Annotated in this window: 1 pseudogene; it reads right to left on the bottom strand. The window is 71.6% G+C overall.

The annotated features are described in order from the left end of the window. A pseudogene (locus tag IEY73_RS32675) lies at nucleotides 1–1,060 on the bottom strand (alpha/beta hydrolase); the annotation flags it as partial. Between the last annotated feature and the right edge of the window lie 137 nt (nucleotides 1,061–1,197).

Raw genomic sequence — 1,197 nt, 5'->3', positions numbered from 1 at the left:
CGCCGGTGCCGGGCACGTAGGTGACGACGTTGTCGGCGGTGTCCGGGTTTCCCACGGCCAGGATTGCCCGGCCGTCGTCCGCGGTGGACAGGCCGAGCAGGTACGCGCGCGGCTGGTCCGTGCTGGCCAGGCGGTCGGTGATGGTGTGCAGGCCGCGTGCCTGGCCCTGCAGGTGCTCTTGCTGCTCGTCGAGATTCATCAGCTCGATGTCGTAGGCGGTGCGTGCGTCGGTGGCGTCGGGGTAGACCTCGGTGATGCGGCCTTGCTCGAACATGTCGTGCAGGTAGGCGATGCGGTTGTTGACGGTGGTCAGTTGCTGGTCGGTGGCGGCCTGATCGCGGGCGAGGACGATGCGGTTGGCGGTGTCGCGGTCGTCGGCCGGTACGCCGTCGAGGCCGCCGACCAGGGCGGGGAAGTCGGCGATGGCTTGTTCCTGTTGTTGCGGTGTCAGCGATGTCCACCAGTCGTGGATCTGTTCGGGGGAGCGGCTGCGTTGCGCGGTGAGGTCGTCGGCGGTGATGCCGGCGAGCTGGGTGGTGCCGAACCCGATACTGGGGTCGGGCAGGTTGACGCCGATGAGGTTGGTGGTCTGGTCGTCCAGGGCGCGGGCTCGTTCCACGATCTCGCGTAGTTCGTTCGCGTACGCGGCGGTGGCGCGGGCGGTGTGGTCCAGGTTCCCGCCCATATAGGCGCTGGCGGGTGCGGTGATGGTGCCGGCCTGCACATCGACGGTGTATCCGGCCTGCCGGGCGGTGGCCACCACCTGGGTGGCCTGTTCGCGCAGGGAGGTCACCGCGTACGCGTGGTGGTCGAGGGCGTCGCCGATGCGCCGGGCGGGCGGGTAGGTGTTGCTGACCTCGGCCCGCAGATCACTGGCCCGTTGCTGGGCGGCGGCGGACGCGTCCCCGGACGGCCACGCGTGCGGCAGGTCACGGGTGCCGCGGATGAGGATTTCGGCGGCGTCGTCGATTCCGGTGGCGAGCCGGTGCCACGCGTCCGCGGCGGCATGCCACGGAGCGGCCTCGCTGGCCAGGAGCTGGGCCAGGCTCAGCGCGCTCACCGCGGCGCCCGCGATCCGGTTCGGTGCAGGTCATCGGCCGCGGCGTGGTCCGCGGACGCGTACCCGTCGGCGGCCGACGTCAGGTCAGCGCCCAGGGTGGTCACTGCGGCGGAGAGCCGGTCCAGGTCCGCCGCCCA

Origin of the sequence: Mangrovihabitans endophyticus, from assembly GCF_014646155.1 — a bacterium.
Taxonomy (GTDB): Bacteria; Actinomycetota; Actinomycetes; order Mycobacteriales; family Micromonosporaceae; genus Actinoplanes; species Actinoplanes endophyticus.
The sequence above is the reverse complement of the archived record's forward strand: the minus strand, read 5'-3'. Positions and strand labels throughout refer to the sequence as shown.